A 1,315-nucleotide genomic window follows, 5' to 3' on the forward strand; every position below is an offset into this window, starting at 1 on the left:
CGGGGACCGCCGACGCGCGTCGGCGGTCCCCGGCCAAGGTCGGCTCAGCCCAGCTTGCGGAGCAGGTTCGCGGTCTCCACGACGGCGAGCAGGGCCTCGGCGCCCTTGTTGCCCGCCTTGGTGCCCGCGCGCTCCACGGCCTGCTCGATCGTGTCGGTCGTGAGGACGCCGAACGCGACGGGCACGCCCGTCTCCAGGCTGACCCGCGCGAGGCCCGAGGCGGCGTTCCCCGCCACGAGGTCGTAGTGGTCCGTGGCGCCGCGGATGACGGCGCCGAGGCACACGACGCCCGCGTACCTCCCGCTGCGCGCGAGGGCCTGCGCGACGAGCGGCACCTCGAAACTGCCGGGCGCGGTGACGAGGTCGAGGTGGTCGGGGTGGCCGCCGTGCTGCTCGAAGGCGGTGACGGCGCCCTCCACGAGGCGGTCCACGATGAGGTGGTTCCAGCGGGTGTTGACGATCGCGAGGCGAAGATCGGTCGCGATGAGGTCGGCCTTGACGTGGTTCATGGGTGTCCTTCCAGAGGAGTCAGAGGAGATGGTCGAGCCGGTCGCGCTTCGTGGCGAGGTAGCGGGCGTTGAACTCGCCCTCGCCGACGCGCAGGGGCACGCGCTCCACCACGCTCAGCCCGAAGCGGGCGAGCCCGGCGAGCTTGCGGGGGTTGTTCGTGAGGACGCGCAGGCGGCGCGCGCCGAGCGAGCGGAGGATCTGCGCGCCCAGCCCGAAGTCGCGCGCGTCCACCGGCAGGCCGAGGCGTTCGTTCGCCTCGACGGTGTCCGCGCCCGCGTCCTGCAGGGCGTACGCGCGGATCTTGTTGAGCAGGCCGATGCCGCGCCCCTCCTGACGCAGGTACACCAGCACGCCCCGCCCCTCGCGCGCGATGGCCGCGAGGGCCGCGTCCCTCTGCGGGCCGCAGTCGCAGCGCAGCGAGTGGAAGGCGTCCCCGGTGAGGCACTCGCTGTGGACGCGCACGAGCAGGGGCTCGTCCGTGACGTCGCCCATCACGAGCGCCACGTGCTGGGCGCCCGTCACGGCGTCCTCGAAGCCGACGAGGCGGAACTCGCCGTACGCGGTGGGCAGGCGCGTCTCGGCGACGCGGCGCACGTCCGGATCGGCCTTCAGGCGGTGCTCCACGAGGTCGGCGATGGTGCCCACCAGGAGGCCGTGCCGAGCCGCGAAGGCCAGCAGATCGGGCAGGCGCGACATCTCCCCGTCGTCCCCGACGATCTCGCAGATCACCCCGGCGGGCGAGAGGCCCGCGAGCCGCGCGAGGTCCACGGCGGCCTCCGTGTGGCCCGCGCGGCGCACCACGCCC

General features: G+C 74.2%; 2 protein-coding genes. Both read right to left on the reverse strand.

From position 1 onward, the window contains the following. Window positions 1-44: 44 nt before the first annotated feature. Window positions 45-509: a 6,7-dimethyl-8-ribityllumazine synthase gene (gene ribH, locus DEIPI_RS0112770; RefSeq protein ID WP_027482013.1), complete on the reverse strand. Its 465-nt coding sequence runs from the start codon at window positions 507-509 to the stop codon at window positions 45-47. Window positions 510-528: 19 nt separating this feature from the next. Next, window positions 529-1,315: GTP cyclohydrolase II (gene ribA, locus DEIPI_RS39780; RefSeq protein ID WP_045234269.1), on the reverse strand; the 787-nt coding region annotated here is incomplete at its 5' end.

Origin of the sequence: Deinococcus pimensis DSM 21231 (assembly GCF_000519345.1) — a bacterium.
Lineage (GTDB): Bacteria > Deinococcota > Deinococci > Deinococcales > Deinococcaceae > Deinococcus_A > Deinococcus_A pimensis.

Excerpts from the sequence above, each read along its gene's own strand:
- ribH (WP_027482013.1), bottom strand. The coding sequence starts at position 509 with ATGAACCACGTCAAGGCCGACCTCATCGCGACCGATCTTCGCCTCGCG.